Source organism: Streptomyces sp. NPDC037242, assembly GCF_055604165.1.
This window is the reverse complement of record NZ_JBVJUY010000030.1, coordinates 68,303-87,645: the sequence shown is the minus strand read 5'-3', so window position 1 is coordinate 87,645 and position 19,343 is coordinate 68,303. Positions and strand designations below refer to the sequence as shown.

16 protein-coding genes are annotated in these 19,343 nt (G+C 75.1%); 6 read left to right on the top strand and 10 right to left on the bottom strand.

Annotated elements, in window-relative coordinates; all coding sequences use genetic code 11:
• Positions 1–6: 6 nt before the first annotated feature.
• Positions 7–555 carry an ATP-binding protein gene (locus tag ACZ7GJ_RS29460; RefSeq protein ID WP_470755946.1) on the bottom strand — a complete coding sequence of 183 codons (549 nt, stop codon included), beginning with the start codon at positions 553–555 and terminating at the stop codon, positions 7–9.
• Between the two features lie 214 nt (positions 556–769).
• On the opposite strand from ACZ7GJ_RS29460, the gene ACZ7GJ_RS29455 reads away from it, so the two are divergent.
• Positions 770–1,897, top strand: coding sequence for a PLP-dependent cysteine synthase family protein (locus ACZ7GJ_RS29455; RefSeq protein ID WP_470755945.1), 1,128 nt, complete (start codon positions 770–772; stop codon positions 1,895–1,897).
• A 31-nt stretch (positions 1,898–1,928) separates the two neighbouring features.
• Here ACZ7GJ_RS29455 and ACZ7GJ_RS29450 read toward each other — a convergent pair whose 3' ends face one another.
• The gene (locus ACZ7GJ_RS29450; RefSeq protein WP_470755944.1) at positions 1,929–2,423 is read right to left on the bottom strand and encodes an SRPBCC family protein; all 495 of its coding nucleotides are present in this window, start codon (positions 2,421–2,423) and stop codon (positions 1,929–1,931) included.
• Positions 2,424–2,551: 128 nt separating this feature from the next.
• Between ACZ7GJ_RS29450 and ACZ7GJ_RS29445 the strand changes: the two genes are divergently transcribed.
• A complete protein-coding gene (locus tag ACZ7GJ_RS29445) occupies positions 2,552–5,056 on the top strand; it encodes a hypothetical protein (protein ID WP_470755943.1) in 2,505 nt (834 codons plus the stop codon).
• Here ACZ7GJ_RS29445 and ACZ7GJ_RS29440 read toward each other — a convergent pair.
• The 5 genes from ACZ7GJ_RS29440 to ACZ7GJ_RS29420 form a co-directional block, all read right to left on the bottom strand.
• The gene (locus tag ACZ7GJ_RS29440; RefSeq protein ID WP_470755942.1) at positions 4,980–7,466 is read right to left on the bottom strand and encodes a right-handed parallel beta-helix repeat-containing protein; all 2,487 of its coding nucleotides are present in this window, start codon (positions 7,464–7,466) and stop codon (positions 4,980–4,982) included. The genes ACZ7GJ_RS29445 and ACZ7GJ_RS29440 overlap by 77 nt on opposite strands.
• 122 nt (positions 7,467–7,588) lie before the next feature.
• Positions 7,589–8,188 carry an Rv1733c family protein gene (locus ACZ7GJ_RS29435; protein WP_470755941.1) on the bottom strand — a complete coding sequence of 200 codons (600 nt, stop codon included), beginning with the start codon at positions 8,186–8,188 and terminating at the stop codon, positions 7,589–7,591.
• A 265-nt stretch (positions 8,189–8,453) separates the two neighbouring features.
• Positions 8,454–9,278 (bottom strand): MOSC domain-containing protein, encoded by an 825-nt coding sequence (locus ACZ7GJ_RS29430; protein WP_470755940.1) that lies wholly within the window; start codon positions 9,276–9,278, stop codon positions 8,454–8,456.
• A gap of 30 nt (positions 9,279–9,308) precedes the next feature.
• Positions 9,309–9,833 (bottom strand): DUF6643 family protein, encoded by a 525-nt coding sequence (locus ACZ7GJ_RS29425; RefSeq protein WP_470755939.1) that lies wholly within the window; start codon positions 9,831–9,833, stop codon positions 9,309–9,311.
• 257 nt (positions 9,834–10,090) lie between these two features.
• Entirely contained in the window at positions 10,091–11,263 is a 1,173-nt protein-coding gene (locus ACZ7GJ_RS29420) for a glycosyltransferase (protein ID WP_470755938.1), read from the bottom strand.
• Positions 11,264–12,289: 1,026 nt separating this feature from the next.
• Between ACZ7GJ_RS29420 and ACZ7GJ_RS29415 the strand changes: the two genes are divergently transcribed.
• Positions 12,290–13,084, top strand: a complete 795-nt coding sequence (locus tag ACZ7GJ_RS29415; protein ID WP_470755937.1) for a glutamate racemase — start codon at positions 12,290–12,292, stop codon at positions 13,082–13,084.
• Here the strand turns inward: ACZ7GJ_RS29415 and ACZ7GJ_RS29410 are convergent.
• Complete coding sequence (locus tag ACZ7GJ_RS29410) at positions 13,060–14,007, bottom strand: ADP-ribosylglycohydrolase family protein (protein WP_470755936.1); 948 nt, start codon at positions 14,005–14,007, stop codon at positions 13,060–13,062. The two genes, ACZ7GJ_RS29415 and ACZ7GJ_RS29410, sit on opposite strands and share 25 nt — an antisense overlap.
• Positions 14,008–14,136: 129 nt before the next feature.
• Between ACZ7GJ_RS29410 and ACZ7GJ_RS29405 the strand changes: the two genes are divergently transcribed.
• From ACZ7GJ_RS29405 to ACZ7GJ_RS29395, 3 genes are all read left to right on the top strand, one after another.
• Positions 14,137–14,652, top strand: coding sequence for a hypothetical protein (locus ACZ7GJ_RS29405; RefSeq protein WP_470755935.1), 516 nt, complete (start codon positions 14,137–14,139; stop codon positions 14,650–14,652).
• A gap of 62 nt (positions 14,653–14,714) precedes the next feature.
• Entirely contained in the window at positions 14,715–16,361 is a 1,647-nt protein-coding gene (lnt, locus tag ACZ7GJ_RS29400; protein ID WP_470755934.1) for an apolipoprotein N-acyltransferase, read from the top strand.
• Positions 16,362–16,392: 31 nt separating this feature from the next.
• Positions 16,393–16,881 (top strand): NUDIX hydrolase, encoded by a 489-nt coding sequence (locus ACZ7GJ_RS29395; RefSeq protein ID WP_365916307.1) that lies wholly within the window; start codon positions 16,393–16,395, stop codon positions 16,879–16,881.
• A 5-nt stretch (positions 16,882–16,886) separates the two neighbouring features.
• Here ACZ7GJ_RS29395 and ACZ7GJ_RS29390 read toward each other — a convergent pair whose 3' ends face one another.
• Positions 16,887–17,660 carry a trypsin-like serine peptidase gene (locus tag ACZ7GJ_RS29390; RefSeq protein WP_470755933.1) on the bottom strand — a complete coding sequence of 258 codons (774 nt, stop codon included), beginning with the start codon at positions 17,658–17,660 and terminating at the stop codon, positions 16,887–16,889.
• Between the two features lie 140 nt (positions 17,661–17,800).
• Positions 17,801–19,270 (bottom strand): glycosyltransferase family 39 protein, encoded by a 1,470-nt coding sequence (locus tag ACZ7GJ_RS29385; RefSeq protein ID WP_470755932.1) that lies wholly within the window; start codon positions 19,268–19,270, stop codon positions 17,801–17,803.
• Positions 19,271–19,343 lie beyond the last annotated feature (73 nt).

Below are 19,343 nucleotides of genomic sequence, written 5' to 3'. Positions count from 1 at the left end.
CGTGCGCTACCCGGGCCCGGTGCCGACCGGGACCGCCACCGGCAGGCCGGTCGCCAGGGGCTCGGGGGAGACGGCGGTCGGTGCCGCCCGGGCGGGATCCCGTACAGGCTCCGCACAGATGCCCGGAGGTGCCGTCGGCGCCGCCCGGGCCGGGGTGGCGCGCAGGGAGAACCAGACGGCCTTGCCGGTGCCGTCGGCGTGCCGTCGCGCCCCCCACGTCTCGCTGACCGCCTCCACGAGCGCGAGGCCGCGCCCGGAGGTCTCCAGGGCGTCGGCCTCGAGTTCGCGCCGTACGGGCAGCCGCGGGTCGCTGTCGCCGACCGAGACGGTCAGGCGCCCGAGGCGCAGTTCGATCTCGACCGTGCAGGTCTTGTGCGGCTGCGCATGGCGGTGGACGTTGCTGAGCAGCTCCGTCACGCCGAGTGCGGCCCGGTCTATGAGCGGGTCGAGCTGCCAGTGGCGCAGTTGCGCCGAAACGATCCTGCGGATCTGGCCGATCCGCAACGGCAGGGCCTGCAGTTCGACGACGCAGTGCCTGCGGGAATGACTTATCACGGCTGCGACTCCCCGAAATGAGTGTTACGGGTGCTGCACCCTCGGTAATGCCCCACCAGGGTCACCCACCGTGCCCATCTGTGCAACCGAAAGCGATCGAAAGCAATCCGCATAGATACCCAAAGTGACCGTTTGTGCAGGTGAGGGGGGTACATTGCGAAAGCAAGGCCGCGGAAACGCACGGTTCAGCACACGCACGAAGGAGCACGGCGCCATGAGCACCACCGGTACGACCGCCACGACCGTCGACGTCGACCGCAGCGACGCGGACTACCGCGCCTGGCTGAAGGAGGCCGTCCGCAAGGTGCAGGCGGACGCCAACCGCTCCGCCGACACCCACCTGCTGCGCTTCCCGCTCCCCGAGGCCTGGGGCATCGACCTCTACCTCAAGGACGAGTCCACCCACCCGACGGGCTCCCTCAAGCACCGCCTCGCGCGGTCCCTGTTCCTCTACGCCCTGTGCAACGGCTGGATCCGCCCCGGCCGCCCGGTCATCGAGGCCTCCTCCGGCTCCACCGCGGTCTCGGAGGCGTACTTCGCCAAGCTGATCGGCGTGCCGTTCATCGCGGTCATGCCGCGCACCACCAGCCCGGAGAAGTGCCGGCTCATCGAGTTCCACGGCGGTGAATGCCACTTCGTCGACGACTCGATGAAGATGTACGAGGAGTCGGCGCAGCTCGCGGCCCGCACGGGCGGGCACTACATGGACCAGTTCACGTACGCGGAGCGGGCCACTGACTGGCGCGGCAACAACAACATCGCCGAATCGATGTTCCAGCAGCTGAAGCTGGAACGTTTCCCCGAGCCCGCCTGGATCGTGGCCACCGCGGGCACCGGCGGCACCTCCGCGACCATCGCCCGCTACGTGCACTACATGCAGCACGACACCCGCATCTGTGTCCCGGACCCGGAGAACTCCTGTTTCTTCGACGGCTGGACGAACAACGACCCGGACGCGAGCAGCGACTGCGGCTCGCGCATCGAGGGCATCGGCCGGCCCCGCATGGAGCCGAGTTTCGTGCCCGGTGCGATCGACCGGATGATGAAGGTCCCCGACGCGGCGAGCGTCGCCGCCTGCCGCGCGCTGGAACAGGCCATCGGCCGCAAGGCGGGCGGCTCGACGGGTACCGGCCTGTGGAGTTCCCTGAAGATCATCTCGGAGATGGTGGCGGAGGGCCGCACGGGCAGCGTCGTCACCCTGCTCTGCGACCCGGGCGACCGCTACCTCGACAAGTACTACTCCGACTCCTGGCTCGCGGCGCAGGGGCTCGACATCGCGCCGTACGCGAAGACGATCGAGACCCTCCTGACGACCGGGGTCTGGCGCGAGCCCGCGGCCTGACGGGTGGTACCGCGCCCGCCGCGGCCCGTGGCTACTGACCCGCTTCGCGCCGGTCGGTGAGCCTGAGGTCCAGGGCGCGGACCGCCGAGCGGAAGGAGCGGCCCAGCCCCGGGCGGGCGGCGGTGAGGCCCAGGCGGAAGGGGGTCGAGCCGTCCGCGGCGAAGGTCCAGCGGACGTCGGTGCCCGAGCCCGGGCCGACGGGGGTGAGCCGCCACTCCTCCAGCAGTGCGCGCACCCCGGGGACGTTGGTCTCGTCGACCCGGTACGCGTAGCGCTGCCCGGGTTCCGACGCCATGATCGTCTCCTGGAACCGGGCCCCGCCCAGCAGTTTGATCTCGCGGCCGGCCCCGCCGTGCGTGGGGCGGGCGAGGGTGACGGCCCTGAACCAGCGCGGCCAGCCCTCGACCTCCTCGGCCAGCGCCCGGTAGAGGTCCTCGGGCGCCGCCGCGGCGCGGGTGGTGAACGCGAGTCGCACCGGGGCGTCCTGGACGAAGTCCAGCCCCACCGGACGGAGTCGGCGAGCCATGGCGGTACCCCCTGGAGGTGAGGTGTGGAACGTGCGTGCGGGCCACCATAGCTGGCGGGTCGTCAGATGTCCGCCGCGGGGCCGGATTCCCGCGGTGCGGCACCTGGGCAGGGACGACCGCGCGCGGGATGCTGGAACGCGTCGATCACGCCCCGCGAGCGGAGGCCGCAGTGCCGGATGCCGTTGACCCGTCTGATCCTGCCGTCACCGTCACCGTCACCGTCACCGTCACCGGCCCTGTCCCTGTCCCTGCCCCTGTCGTTGCTACCGCTGCCACTGCCCCGCCCGCGCTGGAACTGCTCGTGCACGGCGTCGCCGGCGACCCGCCCGGGGAGTTGCTCGGCGATCCGCGGACCGTGCGGGTCACCGGCGACTCCACCGCCGCCGTCTTCCGGCGTACCGAGGACGCCGATGCCGAGGCCCACCCCGAGCGGTACGCCGGCCGGCCCGTGCCCGAGGCCTACTGCTGGTCCCGGCTCACCTCCGGCAACGGCGCCCGCGCGCTGTGGCTGCTGCTCCTGCCGTTCATGGTGGCCAACCTCGCCCACTGGGCCCGCCCCGCCGGACGTGGCGCGCCGCGCGCGGTGCGGGCGTACGGGGTGCTCGTGCGGCTCATCGCGCTCAGCCTCACGGTGCTGCTCATCGCGGCCGCCTGCGAGGTCGCGCTCGACCTCTTCGCCTGGCAGAGCGCCGCCGCGTCACCCGGACCCGCGTTCCTGCGGCCCGGCGCCGGGTGGGGCCAGCCCGGCCGCCGCCTCGCGGCCGGGGCGCTGGTGCCGCTCGCGTTGACCGGGCTGCTCTGGTACCTGTCCAGCCGCACGTGGAGCGCCTACGAGTCCCAGCCGCCGCCCGCAGCCGCCGGCCCGGCCCCGGCTACCGGTCCCGACCCCGTCGGCCCCGACCCCGCCGCCGACGGCGCGCCCGCGCTCGGCCGGCCCGGATTCTGGTACGGGCGCCGACTCGTGGCCCGGCTGCGCGCGGCGCACACCGCCGCCGGGCTGCTGACGGTCGCCGCGGCCGTCGCCGCGCCCACCGCCCGCTACGACCGCCGGGCGGCCGCCCCCGTGCTCGAAGCCCTCGGCTGGACGCTGCAAGTGCTGCTCGCCGCCTGCGCCGCCGTCGTGCTCTGGGTCGTCTGCCGGCGCGGCCGCACCGAGGCCCGGGCCGACCACCGCCTCGACCGGGCCGCCGTCATCCTGCTGCCCGGCGCCGCCCTCGCCCTGCTGGCCGCCGTCCTGCTCCATGCCTGCTGGTCGCGGCCGGGCTGGACCTCCACGGGGCGGCTCTCCGGGGACCTCGCCTTCGGCGTGCTGATGCTGGGCCAGGGCGGCTGCGTGCTCGCCCTCGCCGCCGTCGCCTCCCACCTGCACCGCCGGGCCCCCGGCCGAGACCCCGCCGTCCTGCACGGCCTCGGCGGCCCGGCCGTCGCCGTGCTCGGCTGCGCGCTCGGCGGGGTGATGTCCGGCGGGGTCGCCCAGCGCGTCGCGGACTGGCTCGGCGCGGGAGCCGACCCCGGGCGGCTCGGACCGCCCCCGCCCGCACCGCCCGTACTGCTGTCCTGGCAGGCCGCCGTACTGCCGCCGCTGCTCCTCGTACTCGCCCTGCTCGCCGCCTGGTTCGGGCTCCGCGGGGCCCGGGAGCGGCGCCGGGTCGCCCGGACCGTGGCCGCCGAGTACCCGGGGGAGACCCCCGACCGGTCGCGCAGCCACCGGATCGCCGGGGCGAGGGCCGCCGCCGCGCTCACCGACTCCGCGCCCTGGTTCGTCGGTACCGTCTCCGGGATCACCCTGCTGCTCGGCGCGGGCGCGCTCGCCGGAGCCTGGATCGGCGGCCGGGTCCCGGGCGAGGCGGCCCGCGGCGCCGGCCCGGTGCTGGAGACCGCCGCCCGCGCCGCGCAGGACGCCGGGTCCTGGCTCATCGGCTTCGGCTTCGTGCTCTTCGTGACCTGGGGCCGGCGCGCCTACCGGGACCCCGCCGCCCGGCGCACCATCGGCATCCTGTGGGACGTCGGCACCTTCTGGCCCCGGGCCGCCCACCCCTTCGCCCCGCCCTGCTACGCCGAGCGCGCCGTGCCCGACCTGGCCTGGCGGATGACCGGCTGGACCGGCCGCACCGGGGGCCGCCTGGTGATCTCCGGCCACTCGCAGGGCAGCGTGCTCGCGGCGGCCGCCGTCTGGCAACTGCCCCCGCACGTCCGGCGCCGGGTGGCCCTGCTGACGTACGGGTCACCGCTCGGCCGGCTCTACGGGCGCTGGTTCCCGGCCTACTTCGGCCCCGGGCCGCTCACCGCGCTGCACGGGGAGGTCGACTGCTGGCGCAACCTCTGGCGCGCCACAGACCCCATCGGCGGCCCGGTACTGCCCGGCACCGACCAGGCCGTGGACCGCGGCCCGCTGCCCGACCCGGTCGCCTACGGGCGCAGCGCGCGGCACCCGCTGCCCGCGCCGATCCTGGGCCACTCCGACTACCAGGCCGACCCCGCCTTCGCCGCCGAACGCGACGCACTGCTCGTACGGCTGGCGGCGGGCGCACGGGCCGCCGTACCGGCCGCGAGGCTCAGTACGGAGCCGGCGCCGCCGGCAGTACCGCCGGCGCCGGGAGCGCCGGCAGATCCGCCGGGAACAGCAGGGTGAGGTCGTCGGTACTCGGCTCCGACAGCTGCGCCACCCGCCCCGCGTGCCGTTCGACCATCGACTCGAAGGTCTGGCGCGCGGTGCGGCCGTTGCCGAAGGCCGGGCCCTTGGGCAGGTCCGTGAAGTACTCCAGCAGGGCCTTGGCCGCGCCCTCGCCGAGCCGGTACTCGTGCTCCTCCGCCTGCTGTTCCACGATCCGCAGCAGTTCCCCCGGCCCGTAGTCCCCGAAGGTGATGGTCCGCGAGAACCGTGAGGCCACGCCCGGATTGACGGTGAGGAACCGGTCCATCTCCGCCGTGTACCCGGCGACGATCACCACCACCGCGTCCCGGTGGTCCTCCATCAGCTTCACCAGCGTGTCGATCGCCTCGCGGCCGAAGTCGCGGCCCGAGTCCTCGGGCGCCAGCGCGTACGCCTCGTCGATGAACAGGACGCCGCCGCGGGCCCGGTCGAAGGCCTCCTGGGTACGGATCGCCGTGGAGCCGATGTGCTCGCCGACCAGGTCCACGCGCGACACCTCGACCAGGTGGCCGCGCTCCAGCACCCCGAGCGAGGCCAGGATCTCGCCGTACAGCCGGGCCACCGTGGTCTTGCCGGTGCCGGGGGAGCCGGTGAAGACCAGGTGCCGGCGCACCGACGCGGCCTTGAGGCCCGCCTGTTGCCGCCTGCGGCCCACCTCGATCATGTCGGTGAGCGCGCGGACCTCGCGCTTGACGCTGTCCAGCCCCACCAGCGCGTCGAGCTGGCTCAGCACCTCCCCGGAGCCGCGGGCCGCCGCGGACGCGGCCGGGTCCGCCTCGTCGGCCGGCCGCGGGGCGGGCACGTCCGCCGCGGCCCGTGCCACCGGGCCCAGCGCCGCGGACGCGGGCGCGGACACCGTACGGATCCCCGGCCGGGCCCCGGCCTGACCGCCGGCCGAGGCCGACTGGGCAGCGAGCCGCGGTCCCGGCTCGTCGCTGGTGCACTCCACCGCGCTCGGGCCGTCCTCCGCGAACTCGTAGCCGCCGCGCGCGCAGCGCTCGGTGTGGCAGCGGTCCAGCGCGGTGCGGCAGCCGTCGAGGACGTGGAAGCCGAAGCCGGCGCTGCCCGTCACCCGGCAGGCCGTGAAACTGCCGCGGCCGCCCGCCGACACGTAGAACCCGGCCTCGGTGGGGGAGCTGACCGTGCACCGTTCCAGGACCGGATCGGCGCCCTTGGTCACGATCACGCCCGTCTGGACGGCGTCGACGGTGCAGTTGGCGAGGGTGCCGCCGCTGCCGTGGTCGCGGAACCAGGCTCCCGTCGCGGCTTCCCGGATCCGGCAGTCGTCGAGCTGCACGGTCGCCCCGTCGCTCACCGAGACGGCGGTGTTGCGCACCTGCGACAGGTCGCTGTCGACGACGTCCGCGCGTGAACCCCGGTCCAGTACGAACAGGGCGTCCGGCACGTCGTGCACCCGGCACGAGTCCAGCGATGCACTGGCGCCGTCGCTGATCCACACCGCCGGATAGTCGCCCGTGCTGTCGTGGATCTCGCAGGACTCGGCGACGACCCTGGTGCCCGGATCCCACACGGACAGGCCGTTGCGGCCGAAGCGGCGCACGGTGGTGCGGCTGAGGGTGAGCACCGAACGCGAGCGCAGGTCCACCGCGTTCTCGGGGATGTCGTGGATGTCGCAGCCGGCCAGGGTGAGCACCGCGTCCGTGTCCAGGGTGACGCCGTCGGCCGAAGTGCGGTGCACCGAGCAGTCGGTGAGCACCGCGGCGGCGCGCGCGGCGACCTGCACGCCCGCGCCCTTGATCTCGTACACCTCGCAGCCCAGCGCCTCCAGGCCGGAGCCCTCGCCGGTGACCCCGATGCCCGCGCCGGTGGCGTGGTGGATCCGGCAGCGCTCCAGCCGGGGGCGGCCGCCCCCGCGCACCGAGACGCCGGTCTGGCCGGCCGCCACGACCTCGCACTCCTCGAACACCCCGCCGCCGCCGTCGAGTACGGAGATGCCGACCCCGGTCGGGTTCTCCACCGTGCACCGCCGCACGAGCGGCCGGGCCCCGCCGCGGACCTCGATGCCGGCCGCCGAGCGGGTGCTGACCCGCAGGTCGGTGAGTTCGGGGGAGCCGTCCTCGACGAGCAGCGCGGGCGCCGCCCGGTCCTGGCCCTCCAGGTACAGGTCCTGCACCACGGCCGAGGCGCGCACGGTCAGGGCGACCCCGTCGGGCGGGGCGATGCGCACGGAACCCACCGCGCCCTCCGGCCCGCGCAGGGTCACGGCGTGGTTGAGGACCAGGTTCTCCCGGTAGGTGCCGGGGGCGATCGAGAGCACGTCCCCGTCGCCCGCCACGGCCAGCGCTGCGGACAGCGTCGGATACTCACCGGAGCGGCGACGCCACCGCGAAGACCCGCCGTGCGTCACCTGGACCGTGCCCTGAGCCATGGTGCTGTCGTGCCCCCACCCTCGTACTCGCGCTGTCGATGCGACCGGAGCCACTCAAAGCGACTGAAGCGACTGATCTGGCCGCTCCACCGTAGCGCGCGCGGGGCCCGGGAGTTGCCAGGTCAGCTGCCCGCGCCCGCCCGGCCCCAATCGGGTCCCACCGCGGCCCACGCACGGTCCAGCCGTATGTACCGCCGATGCATGAGCCGTCGTACGACCAGTCGCCGCACGGTCTCCACCAGCGCGGCGGCGGCCAGTGCGGACGCGAGGCCCGCCATCACCGCGTGGAAGTTCGCGGCGGCCGGGTCGAGCGGACGTCCCACCACCCGGCCCTCGGTGTCGGTCCAGATCCGGAACTTGTCGCCGGCGCGCGGGGGCTCCTCCGCGGCCGGCACCGTGCCCTGGTGGCTGCTGCCGTCGGGCGCGGTCCACGCGGCCAGGATCTGGCTGCGCTGCGGGGCCTGCCGCTGCGCCGCCGGATCGGCGGCCGCTCCCGCGGGCGGCCCCGGGGTCGGCCGGACCACCACCGCGGGGACGAGGTAGCGCTCCTGCCGCTGCTCGCGCACGGCCCGCTGAAGCGTCCCGTCGACCTGGACCCCGGCCACCCAGCCGACGGCCGGAGCCGCCACCAGGACGCACACCAGCGCGGCGAACGCCACCCACGCCTCGAAAAGGTCCGTCTGGCGGCGCAGCGGATTGCGCCGCCAACGCCAAACACCCATTGCTGTCCGCACGGTCCGGCTCCCCCTACTTGTGCCAGTCTCCGTCTGTCTGCCGTCCAAGCCTCCCGCACCCCCCGGTGACGCGCATTCCGGGACTCGCGAGACTTGTGTCACCCAATCCGGTGCATGTCCTGTGGGGCATGCCGGAGGAGGAGTCGCTCGGGATGTGTCTGTCCGCGGCGACTTTTCCTCACACGTATTGAATGGTCCAACGGCCCCGTCGTGGTGCTTGGTTCCAGCATTCTTCGAGAGCCCCTCGAACGAGTCACTCCAGTACGCGGACCTCGTCGCCGACGCGCAGGGTGCCGAGGCGCACCGGCACCAGCAGCCGGCCGAAGGCGAGCGACTTGCCGATGCGACGGTGCTTGCCCAGGGTCTTCAGCGGCTCCTTGCCGCGCTGCGCCGTCGCCTGGTCGGTGGTCGTGACGATGCACCGCCCGCACTCCTTGGCCCCCCGGAAGACGGCGTCGCCGATCGCGACGCGCCGCCAGCCGTCCTCGGCCCACGCCTCGGCCCCGGCGACCACCACATTGGGGCGGAACCGGTTCATCGGGAGGGGCCCCTCATCGGGGTGGTCGCCCTGGGCGATCAGCGAGTTGAGGGCGTCCAGCGAGGCGAGGGTGGCGATCAGCAGCGGATAGCCGTCGGCCAGGCTCACGGTTTCGCCGGGCAGCGCGTACTGGGGATCGACGGGCCGGCGTACGGCCGGGTCGTCCAGGTGCACCAGTCGCGCCGGCACCCCGAGGTACGCGCTGAACCAGTCGGCCGCGGCGCCCGCCGCGACCACGGTCTCGACCTTCTTCCCGAACAGGACGACCGGCTCCAGCGGCCCCGGTTCGGGTACCTCCACGAGCACGTCCGGCATGCCCGGTGCCGACAGTGCCACCCCGCCGCTCCCCAGCGGACGGGCCGTGGCCAAGGCCAGCCGCGGCTGCTGGCGTTGGGTGATGACCGTGCCCTCGGTGTCCACCACCGCCCACCGGCGGTCGCCGGACAGACCCCAGGGCTCCACGGCCACCTCGTCGGGAGCTGTCCCCGCTACCGACTTGACGGGATGGACGTGGAGCGCCTGGACATGCAAGTTCGACATGGAGGCATAGTGCCAGCCGCCTCCGGTCGGTCAGTAGCCCCGTCCCTGTTGGTACTGGCGGCCGTACGGGTCCTCGTACGTGGCGGCCGGCACCGGCGCGGGCTGCATCTGCATCGGACGCGGCGAGGCCGGACGCATGGCCTCGTACCCGGTGCCCGTGGCGACCGGGCGGGGCTGCTGCGGCTGGGGCTGCGGCATGTATCCCGTGCGGGCGGCGAGCGGCTGCTGCTGCGGGATGTACGGCGCGGGCGCCTGCTGCAGCGGCATCGGCTGCTGCGTGGCCTGCTGCTGGTACGGGTACCCGTACGCCGGGGCGTGCTGCTGCGGCATGGCCGGGGGCAGCGCGGCCGGCAGCGCGGGCAGCGCCGACGGGAGAGCCGGAAGGTACCCACCGCTCGAATAGCCCGTGCTCGGGGAGTCGTAGGCGGCCGGGACGCGGATCGGGGCGATCTGCGGGGTGCCGCGTTCGGCGACGAGGGAATCGTAGATGGGGGTGTCCGGGAAGGAGGGCGCGGAGTAGTAACCGCCGCCATAAGTGGAGCGGGGGGAGGTCATGGGACCTAAGTTAAGCCCACGACTTCACCGGGTCCATAGCGAGGTGTCACCAACACCGCCCTGACCTGCATCTTCGCAGGTCAGGGCCCCACCTTTCACTTGGCGTTCACGTGCACGATTCGTCACTTCCACCCCAGCTTGTTCCTACTCGTACTCACCGGTTGGGTGTTGCACCGACTTCGTACTGACGCAGCGTCACAAGCCGGTGACCTCGGATGACTCCGGCGTCCGCGAGGTTTATCCGGTGCGTGGCGGTTTCAGGCGTCGCTGGGCCGGGCATAGGTACGGCCCTTCCAGGCCGCCCCCCGTCCGCGGTAGTGCTGCACGGCCGAGTCGACGGTCATCAGGAGGTACAGCAGCGCCGTGAACGGAAGCAGCGGAGCGAGCCTCGCCGGCTGCCGGTAGTAGCGCAGCATCGGCAGGTAGGTGCCGGCCATCAGCAGCCAGGCGAGGGCGCCGGCCCAGGCGGTGGCGGGGCGCCCGGCCGCGAGGCCCGCCAGGAGGGCGGCGGGCGGCACCAGGTAGACGAGGGTCAGCCCGGCCACCGCGCCGGCCAGCACCAGCGGGTGGTGGCGCAGTTGGGCGTAGGCGCTGCGCGAGACCATCCGCCACAGGTCGCCGAGCGCGGGGTACGGGCGCACGCTGTCGACCCGTTCCGCGAGTCCGAGCCAGATCCGGCCGCCGCAGCGGCGCACCGCGCGGGCGAGCGAGACGTCGTCGATGACGGCCTGCCGGATCGAGTCCGGTACACCGGCGCGCACGGCCGTCCGCGTGCGCAGCAGCACGCAGCCGCCGGCGGCCGCCGCGGTCCGGCCGGCGGGGCGGTTGATCCGGCGGAAGGGGTAGAGCTGCGCGAAGAAGTACACGAAGGCCGGAACGATGAGCCGCTCCCAGACGCTGACGACGCGCAGCCGCGCCATCTGGGAGACGAGGTCGAGATCGGCGGAGGTCGCGGCGGCGACCAGCTCGCGGAGGCTGTCGGGCTCGTGCGCGATGTCGGCGTCGGTGAGGAGCAGGTAGTCGGGCTCGTCCGCGTGCGCGGTGCGGGCGAGCGCGATGCCGTGGCGCAGCGCCCAGAGCTTGCCGGTCCAGCCGGGGGCGGGGTCGCCCGGGGAGGCGACGGTGAGGGGGAGGCCGGGGTACTCGCGGGCGAGGCGGCGGGCGAGGTCGGCGGTGCCGTCCGTACTGCCGTCGTCGACCAGGATGACCTCGGCTTCGCCGGGATAGTCCTGGGCGATCAGCGAGGGCAGGCTGCGGGGCAGCACCTCGGCCTCGTCCCGGGCCGGGACCACGATCGCGACGGACGGCCAGCGGGCGGGGTCGCTGCGCGGCGGGAGCCGGACGTCGGTCCGCCAGAACATGCCCTGCCCGAGGGCGAGCCAGAGCCAGACGGCGAGCGAGACGAAGGCGGCGGCGGTGAGGAGGCCCATGACGGAAGTCTGCCGGGCCCCACGGACCCACGGGCGGATTCGGCACGGCCGGGCGGCGGTGTCGTTGCCGGCCCCGACACGCGGCGGGCCCCTCCGCGCGGTGCCCCGTCCCGGCCCGCGCACCGCAACCGCCGGGCGGGCCCGGAACGGCCCCCGGCCCGCGCGGCCTCGCAGCGCCGAGCCGCACCCTGCCCCGGAGCCCGGAGCCCGGAGCCCGGAGCCCGGAGCCCGGAGCCCGGAGCCCGGAGCCCGGAGCCCGGAGCCCGGAGCCCGGAGCCCGGAGCCCGGACGTCGGCGGGGCCGGAACGCGGGCGGGTCGGGGCGGCCGACTTGTGGCCCCCGGCGCGGGTGGGTTCGGAGCGGCGCGCCGTCGGCGTTCCGCGCCGGGCTCCCGGCCCCGGCCCTGCGCCCCCGGAGCCCGGCCCCCCGGCCCCGGCCCTGCGCCCCCGGAGCCCGGCTCCCGGGCCCTGGCCCCGGTCCCGGACGTCGGCGGGGCCGGAACGCGGGCGGGTCGGGGCGGCCGGCTTGCGGCCCACGGCGCGGGTGGATTCGGACTGGGGCATCGCCAGGACTCAGCGCCGGGCACCCTGCCCCGGACCCTGCGTCCCCCCGGTCCGGGCCCCTGGCCCCGCGCCTCCCGGGCCCTGGCCGCGCCCCTCCCGCGGAGCCCGGACTCGGGCGCTGCCCCGCGCGCTGCGCCCCCAGAGTCGGATCCCGGGCGCTGCCCCCGGGTCCCGCGCCCGGAGCCCGGACCCGGATGTTGGCGGGGACGGAGCGCCGGCGGGCCGGGGCCCGCGGTTTTGCACGGCGCGCCGCCGGCGTTCCGCGCCGGGCACGCTGCCCCGACCCCGCGCACCCCGGGGTCCGGACTCCGGGCCCTGGCCCCGGTCCCCCCGCCCGGGCACCGGGACTCGGCCCCGGACCCCGCGCCCGGGCACCGGGACTCGGCCCCGGGCCCCGGGGCCGGGCACCCGGCTGTGGCGGTGGTGGGGGTGGATGCGGGGGGTCGTCGACTAAGGTGACCAGGTGAAGATCGCCCTGATGGACTCCGGTATCGGCCTCCTCGCGGCGGCTGCCGCGGTGCGGCGGCTGCGGCCGGACGCGGATCTCGTGCTGTCGTCCGACCCCGACGGGATGCCCTGGGGGCCGCGGACCCCCGCCGACCTCACCGAGCGCGCACTCGCCGTCGCCCGCGCCGCCCGCGCGCAGGGGCCGGACGCGCTGATCGTCGCCTGCAACACCGCCTCCGTGCACGCCCTGACGAGCGTGCGCGTCGAGCTGGAGCCCGCGATCCCGGTCATCGGGACGGTGCCCGCCATCAAGCCCGCCGCGGCCGCCGGCGGCCGGGTCGCGATCTGGGCCACCCCTGCCACCACCGGCAGCCCCTACCAGCGCGGACTGATCCGTGACTTCGCGACCGGCGCCCGGGTCACCGAGGTGCCCTGCCCCGGACTCGCCGACGCCGTCGAGTACGGCAACGAGGCCGCGGTCGTCCGGGCCGTCGCGGCCGCGGCCGCGCTCACCCCGCCGGACGTCACCGACGTGGTGCTCGGCTGCACGCACTACGAGCTGGTCGAGGAGACCATCCGCGCCGCCCTCGCCGAGCGCACCGGCGGCGCCGAGCTCGTCTACCACGGTTCGGCCGAGCCCGTCGCCCTGCAGGCGCTGCGCCGCCTCGGCGCCGAGGCGGCGCCGGACCTGCCGTCCACCGGAACCCTGACCGTCCTCCTCAGCGGGCGCCCGGGCGCGCTCCCCGAGGCCGCCCTCGGGTACGCCGAGGGGCGGCTGCTCGCTGGTCACCGCGCAAGCATCGGGCGCTGACCCGGGCCCTCCGCCGCCAGGCGTACGGCCAGCTCCTCCAGCGCGGCCGCGTCCAGGACCCGGTCCCCGAAGCCCGGCAGCGGGACGTGGAGCGGGGCTGTCCAGGCCTCTGGGATCGCCGCTGCGCCGTAGCGGGCCCCGGCCAGGGTGCCGGTCACCGCGGCCACCGTGTCGGTGTCCCCGCCCAGGTCCACGGCGGCCCGTACGGCCTCCGCGAAGCCGCCCGTCGTGCGCAGCGCCCACACCGCCGAGCCCAGGCAGGGCCAGACCGCCCCGTTGAACTCGGTGGCCAGCCCCGGGTGCCAGTCGGGGGCGAGCACCCGCGCGTACCGCTCGCAGTGGTCGGGGTGCACCGCCTCCAGGGCTCCGGGCAGCGCGGCCAGCGGATCGGCCCCGCCCAGGGCCGCCCGTACGAGCTCGTGCAGGACGGCCGTACCCTCCCAGGCCGCCCGGTCGCCGTGCGTGAGCGCCGCGATCCGCCGGGCGGCGTCCATGGTGCCGGCCCGGCCCGCGGGGGCGAAGTACACCGCCGAGGTCGAGGCCCGCATCAGGGAACCGTTGCCCGCCGCCCGGGCGTTGGTCTGGAAGTGCAGAGCGGCGGCCAGATCCCAGGGCTCGCCGTTGGTCAGCACGGACTCGGTCTGGAGCCCGATGTCCTTGGGCTGCCCCGCCGCCCAGCGCCGGAACCGCGCGAAGACGTCGGGGAGTTCGAGCCCGCCGTGCTCCAGCAGGGACTCGCCGACCAGTACCGCCATCTGCGTGTCGTCGGTGGCCTCGCCCGGGTCCCAGCCGCCGCCCCCGCGCATCTCCTGGCCGCGCGCCGTCAACTGCCCGGCCGGTCCGAACTCGTAGGGCGCGCCGAGCGCGTCACCGGCCGCCGAGCCCAGCACGGCTCCCACGGCGCGGTCCAGCAGGGTGTTCACAGTGCAGCCTCCTAGATCCGTCTGGCCAAATTAGCGCGACAGCCCTGACCCGCGGCACCGGTCCCCCGCCGGCGGCCGAGTGGACCAGAGGCGGTGGCGTACATGCGGAACGTGAGTACGCTGCTACACATGACCGGTCACCCCCCGGGTCCGCTCTGGACGGGCCGGGCCTCCAACCGCGCGCAGTGGCTGCTCGCCGCAGCCGGAGCGGCCTGTCTGGCGCTCGGCATCGAACTCGCCGTCGACTACGCCTGGGACCACGGCATCATTCCGCTGCTCATGGCCGTGATCGGCTGCCTCGCCGTGGGGCTCCTCATCCTCTACGGCACCCTCGCCTTCGTGCACGTCGCCGTCAGCATCGACGCCGAGGCCGTGGAGATGCGCTGCGGCCACATCGGCCTCCCGCGGCGCAGGATCCGGCTCGCCGACGTGACCTCCGCGGAATTCCTCCCTCGGATCACCCCCCAGCAGTGGGGCGGCTGGGGCTACCGCTGGCGCCCCGAGAAGGGCACAGCGATCATCGTCCGGCGCGGCGAGGGCCTGGAACTGCGCCTCGGCGACGGCAAGCTCTTCACCGTCACGGTGGACGACGCCCAGAACGCGGTGCTCGTCATCCGGGCCCACCTGCGGGCCCTCGCACGCTGATACGGAAGGCAGGCTGTGGGTCCGTACGGGGCCGCGGCGCGCGGGGACGTACACTCCGCCAGATGAGCAGCAGTGCGACCCGCGCGGCCGGGAACGAGCCGTCGAAGCCCGCCGTCCGAGAAGAAGCGGAACCGGAATCCGGGCTGACCACCCCCGGCCCCGCCTCCGACGCGGCCCCCGGCGGCCCCGCGGTGCGCAAGGCGGTCCGGCTGGTGCGCCCCGCGCTCGCCGCCCTCTCCGGAGTGCTGCTCTACCTCAGCTTCCCGCCCCGCCCCCTGTGGTGGCTCGCCCCCGTCGCCCTCGCCCTGCTCGCGTGGTGCCTGCACGGCCGCCGCGCCCGGGCCGGCTTCGGCCTCGGCCTCCTGCACGGCCTCGGCTTCCTGCTGCCGCTGCTCGTCTGGACCAGCGAGGGCGTCGGGCCCGTCCCCTGGCTGGCCCTCGCCACCCTGGAGTCCCTCCTCATCGGCCTCACCGCCCTCGGCATCTCCCTCGTCAGCCGGCTGCCCGCCTGGCCGCTCTGGGGCGCGGCCGTCTGGGTCGCAGGCGAGGCCCTGCGCGCCCGGGCCCCCTTCGGCGGCTTCCCCTGGGGCAAGCTCGCCTTCGGCCAGCCCGACGGGGTCTTCCTCCCGCTCGCCGCGCTCGGCGGCACCCCGCTGCTCTCCTTCGCGGTCGCGCTGTGCGGATTCGGTCTCTACGAGGCCCTGCGCGTCGGCGCCGACACCCGCCGCGCCGGCGCCGCGCTGCTCGCGGCCGTGAGCGTGGCCGCCCCGCTGGCCGGCGCCCTCGCCGCCAAACCGCTGGTCTCCGACGCCGCCGAGGACGGCACCGCCGTGGCCGCCGTCATCCAGGGCAACGTGCCCCGCGCCGGGTTCGACTTCAACGCCCAGCGCCGCGCGGTCCTCGACAACCACGCCAAGCGCACCATCCAGCTCGCCGAGGACGTCAAGGCCGGCCGCGCCAAGCAGCCCGACTTCGTCGTCTGGCCGGAGAACTCCTCCGACATCGACCCGTACCGCGAGCCCGACGCCTACGCGGTGATCGACCAGGCGGTCAAGGCCATCGGCGTGCCCGTGGCGATCGGCTCCGTGCTGGTCCCGGAGACCGGGCCGCTGCGCAACACGATGATCCTGTGGGATCCCGTCAAGGGCCCCACCGAGACCTATGACAAGCGCAAGATCCAGCCGTTCGGCGAGCGCATCCCCATGCGCTCCTTCGTCCGGCTCTTCAGCTCCGACGTGGACCGGGTGCGCCGCGACTTCGGCCCCGGCAAGGAGCCCGGCGTCTTCGACATGGCGGGCTCCGGCGTCGGCATGGTCACCTGTTACGAGGCCGCCTTCGACGACGCCGTCCGCTCCACCGTCCGGGCCGGCGCCCAGGTGATCGCCGTGCCCAGCAACAACGCCACCTTCGGCCGCACTCAGATGACGTACCAGCAGCTCGCGATGGACCGGGTGCGGGCCGTCGAGCACAGCCGGACCGTCCTCGTCCCGGTCACCAGCGGGGTCAGCGCGGTCATCCGGCCCGACGGAACGATCGTCAAGCAGACCGAGATGTTCACCGCCGACGCACTCGTCGACGAGATCCCGCTGCGCTCCACCGAGACCCCGGCGACGCGCTTCGGGCCGCTGCCGGAGTACGCCCTGCTGGCCATCGCCGCCGCCGGATTCGGCTGGGTTCTCGCCCGTCGGATCCGGGCCCGCCGGGGCTGAGCCGCGTCCCGGCGCCGCTTAGGGTCGGGGGATGACCACACCTGACTTCATCCGAGAGCTCCGGGCCACCGCCGGGCACCAGCTGCTCCTGCTGCCCGGCGTCACGGCCGTCGTCATCGACGACCTGGGCCGGGTCCTGCTCGGCCGGAGGTCCGACACCGGGCGCTGGTCCGTCGTGGGCGGAATCGCGGAGCCGGGGGAGCAGCCCGCCGAGACGGCGGTGCGCGAGGTGTACGAGGAGACCGCGGTGACCTGCGTACCGGAGCGGGTGGTCCTCGTCCAGATGCTGGAGCCGATCACCTACCCCAACGGGGACATCTGCCAGTTCCAGGACATCACCTTCCGCTGCCGGGCCACCGGCGGCGAGGCGCGGGCCAACGACCACGAGTCGCTGGAGGTGGCCTGGTTCGAGGTGGACGCCCTGCCGCCGCTGGAGCCGTTCGCCCTCGACCGCATCCACCGGGCTCTGCGGGACGAGCCGACCTGGTTCGCGATGCCCGCCGGCGCCCCGCAGCAGTAGGCGGGTCAGTCGGAGACGGCCGCCTCCCGGTAGAGCTCGACGGCCTGGTCGCCCATGACCGCGCTGTACGAGACCTCGGGGACGGTCCCGCCGCCCTCGTAGCCGCCCAGGACGCCCGCCAGGGCGCCGTCGACCAGCCAGGGGCTGCCGCTCGTGCCGCCGCTGAGGTCCGGGCACTCGATGCGGCGCTGGGTCTCGGAGATCAGCGTCGTGTCGTTGGCGCAGCGCAGCGGGGTCTCGCCGCTGCTCGGGTAGCCGACGACCGTGACCGTCGCGTCGCCCGGCTGCTCGGGGGCCACGGGGAAGGCGCCCACGGCGTCCTCGACCTCCCGCCCGTCGACCGGAGCGACCGTCGCGAACGCGATGTCGTCGTCCGGGTCCTCCCCGTCCGTCCAGTCCGGGGCCACGTACATACTGGTCAGCCGCCACACGCCGTACGGGGCCCTGCCGTCCCGGTAGCCCGGTGCGAAGACGGTGCCCTCCAGGTCGCCGAGGCAGTGCGCGGCGGTGGCGATCACGTTGCGGTCGTCGCTGCGCACCACCGCGGCGGTGCAGAAGTGGCCGCCGTCGAGCCCGCCCGCGAAGAGCGCGCCCACCCGGTCGGCGGCCGCGTCGGGGACGGCCTCCGCGGTGACGCCGAGCGGCGGTTCGGCCATGGCGTCGGGCAGGTCCACGCTGAGCAGCGCGGCCATCGCGGTGAGGGACAGCAGGATCCGGGACGTCCGCCGGGCACGAACGCGGGAGCGGCGGCCGGGTCGGGGGAGGGTGCACTGGATCATGCTCCGAGCCTCTCCGGCGAAGCTATGTCCGGAGGCCGAAATTCCATATGAATCCGCTGTGAATCACGGGCCGTGGATCACGGCTGCGGATCACGGCCCGGGGCACAGGGACCGGGCACGGGCCCCGCCGGGCCCCCGCTCTAGCGCCGTTCGTACACCGTCACCCGGCGGCCACGGACCTGGTGGTCCTCCACCACCCTGAACCGCTCCTTGAGGACCGCCGCCTTCGTCTTGTCCCGGTCCGACCCGGGCGGCTTCGCCACCTTCGCCGCGTCCGTCACCAGCAGCACCCGTTCCTGCGCGAGCAGCGCCGCCCGGATCCGCGCCGGGTCCGCCTCCTCGCCCTTGAGCGTGCCCGAGGCGACCGGCGTACGGGCCAGCGCGATGTCCGCCAGCCCCGTGAAGGCCCCCGGCGACACCAGCGCGGTGTCCCGCCGCGCCGCCGGTACGAACAGCACCGCGTCCCCGTCGTGCTTCAGCCGGGCCACCTCCCCGGCGACCGCCAGCACGTCGTCGACCCGGCTGGCGGGGGCCCGCTTGCCCAGCTCCACCGGCAGCAGCGCGAGCACCGCGACCCCGACCACGCCCGGCACGAGCAGGCACGCCACGCGCGGGAACCGGGGCGCGGTGACGCGCACGGCGGCGCCCAGCGCGGCGCCGATCAGCAGCGCCAGACCGGCCATGCTGAACAGCACGTACCGGTCCAGGAACAGCGGCTGCACCAGGGAGAGCCCGGTCAGCCCCAGCTGGGGAACGGCCAGCAGCGGCAGCCCGACGGCGGCCAAGGACAGCCGCCCCGCACGCGGCCGGTTCCACCGGTCCGCCAGGGCCCCGAGCCCGCCGATCGCCAGCAGGATCCCCGGACCGATCAGCATGTGCCAGGTCAGCGGCGGTATCCACGACACCTGGTCGGACTGGCCCCGGCTGAACAGGACCAGCGGCAGCGCCCCCGCCACCGCGGCCCCCGAGGCGAGCAGCCAGCGCCCGCACACGGCGCGGCCCGAGCGCGCCCACCACAGGGTCGCCGCATGCGCGGGCAGCACCAGCAGCGACAGCCAGTTCAGCAGGGCGCAGACCAGCACGGCCAGCCCGTACGCCGTCCAGCGCGGCCACGTCCGCCGCCCGGACCGGTCCGACACGAGCGACACCAGCAGCAGGGTCGACCCCGCCGCCCCGGCCGCGACCAGGGCGTACGGCCTGCCCTCCTGGAGGTAGAACTGCACCGCCGGCAGCAGCCCCAGCGCCAGCCCGCCCCCGAGCCCCGCCCAGAAGCCCGCCAGCCGGCGCCCGATCAGCGCCACGCACGCCGCGGCGGCCGCGACCGCGAGCACGGACGGAAGCCGCAGCGTCGCCGTACTCGCCCCGAACACCTCGAAGAGCCCGTGCATCAGCAGGTAGTACAGGCCGTGCACGGCGTCGACGTTCGCGAGCATCTGCCAGATCTCGCCCGCCGAGCGCCCGGCCACCTGCCAGGTCGCCGCCTCGTCCCGCCACACGCTGTCCTGCCGGGAGAGCCCCCACAGGCCGAGGGAGAGGATCCACAGGACCGGAAGCAGCCACACGAGGTGCCGGCGCCGGCCGGACGGAGGACGGGATATGTCGGAAGGCATGAAGGCGCGCGGATCCTCGGTGGGCGGTTCGGGCGGAAGCCACCAGTCTATGGACGCGGCGGCGGATTTCCGG

Bases quoted from the DNA above. Each gene is read 5' to 3' on its own strand.
- ACZ7GJ_RS29455 (WP_470755945.1), top strand. From the start codon at position 770: ATGAGCACCACCGGTACGACCGCCACGACCGTCGACGTCGACCGCAGC.
- ACZ7GJ_RS29450 (WP_470755944.1), bottom strand. From the start codon at position 2,423: ATGGCTCGCCGACTCCGTCCGGTGGGGCTGGACTTCGTCCAGGACGCC.
- ACZ7GJ_RS29445 (WP_470755943.1), top strand. From the start codon at position 2,552: ATGCTGGAACGCGTCGATCACGCCCCGCGAGCGGAGGCCGCAGTGCCG.
- ACZ7GJ_RS29440 (WP_470755942.1), bottom strand. From the start codon at position 7,466: ATGGCTCAGGGCACGGTCCAGGTGACGCACGGCGGGTCTTCGCGGTGG.
- ACZ7GJ_RS29435 (WP_470755941.1), bottom strand. From the start codon at position 8,188: ATGGGTGTTTGGCGTTGGCGGCGCAATCCGCTGCGCCGCCAGACGGAC.
- ACZ7GJ_RS29430 (WP_470755940.1), bottom strand. From the start codon at position 9,278: ATGTCGAACTTGCATGTCCAGGCGCTCCACGTCCATCCCGTCAAGTCG.
- ACZ7GJ_RS29425 (WP_470755939.1), bottom strand. From the start codon at position 9,833: ATGACCTCCCCCCGCTCCACTTATGGCGGCGGTTACTACTCCGCGCCC.
- ACZ7GJ_RS29420 (WP_470755938.1), bottom strand. From the start codon at position 11,263: ATGGGCCTCCTCACCGCCGCCGCCTTCGTCTCGCTCGCCGTCTGGCTC.
- ACZ7GJ_RS29405 (WP_470755935.1), top strand. From the start codon at position 14,137: ATGACCGGTCACCCCCCGGGTCCGCTCTGGACGGGCCGGGCCTCCAAC.
- lnt (WP_470755934.1), top strand. From the start codon at position 14,715: ATGAGCAGCAGTGCGACCCGCGCGGCCGGGAACGAGCCGTCGAAGCCC.
- ACZ7GJ_RS29395 (WP_365916307.1), top strand. From the start codon at position 16,393: ATGACCACACCTGACTTCATCCGAGAGCTCCGGGCCACCGCCGGGCAC.
- ACZ7GJ_RS29390 (WP_470755933.1), bottom strand. From the start codon at position 17,660: ATGATCCAGTGCACCCTCCCCCGACCCGGCCGCCGCTCCCGCGTTCGT.
- ACZ7GJ_RS29385 (WP_470755932.1), bottom strand. From the start codon at position 19,270: ATGCCTTCCGACATATCCCGTCCTCCGTCCGGCCGGCGCCGGCACCTC.